Origin of the sequence: Rhodococcus sp. 06-221-2 (genome assembly GCF_002258365.1) — a bacterium.
GTDB classification, from domain to species: domain Bacteria; phylum Actinomycetota; class Actinomycetes; order Mycobacteriales; family Mycobacteriaceae; genus Rhodococcoides; species Rhodococcoides fascians.
The window spans coordinates 1-580 of the sequence record NZ_NOYJ01000021.1 but is presented as its reverse complement, the minus strand read 5'-3'; the positions used below and the strand labels follow the sequence as shown (position 1 = coordinate 580).

At 67.1% G+C, this 580-nt stretch carries 1 protein-coding gene; it reads left to right on the top strand.

The annotated features are described in order from the left end of the window. Positions 1-580, top strand: a 580-nt coding sequence (locus tag CH281_RS11535; protein WP_306427549.1) for a biotin carboxylase N-terminal domain-containing protein, incomplete at both ends; no start/stop codon positions are given.

Sequence of the window (580 nt, the reverse complement as noted above, 5' to 3'; positions counted from 1 at the left end):
TCTTGTTGCCAATCGTGGTGAGATCGCGGTTCGGGTGATCCGGGCGGCCGCTGATGCCGGGCTGGCCAGTGTCGCTGTGTACGCCGAACCCGACGCCGACGCACCGTTCGTCCGCCTGGCCGACGAAGCATTCGCACTCGGCGGACAAACCTCCGCGGAGTCGTACCTGGTGATCGACAAAATCTTGGACGCGGCCGCCAAATCCGGAGCCGACGCCATCCACCCCGGCTACGGATTCCTCTCCGAGAACGCCGACTTCGCCCAAGCCGTCATCGATGCAGGACTGATCTGGATCGGACCGTCCCCGCAGTCCATCCGCGATCTCGGCGACAAGGTCACCGCCCGCCACATCGCCGCCCGCGCCAAAGCGCCCTCGGTCCCCGGCACCTCCGAACCGGTCGAAGACGCGAACGAAATCCTGGCGTTCGTCGACGAACACGGCCTCCCCATCGCCATCAAAGCCGCCTTCGGTGGCGGCGGCCGCGGCATGAAAGTGGCCCGCACCCGCGAGGAAATCCCCGAACTGTTCGACTCCGCCACCCGCGAAGCCGTCGCCGCATTCGGGCGCGGGGAATGCTTC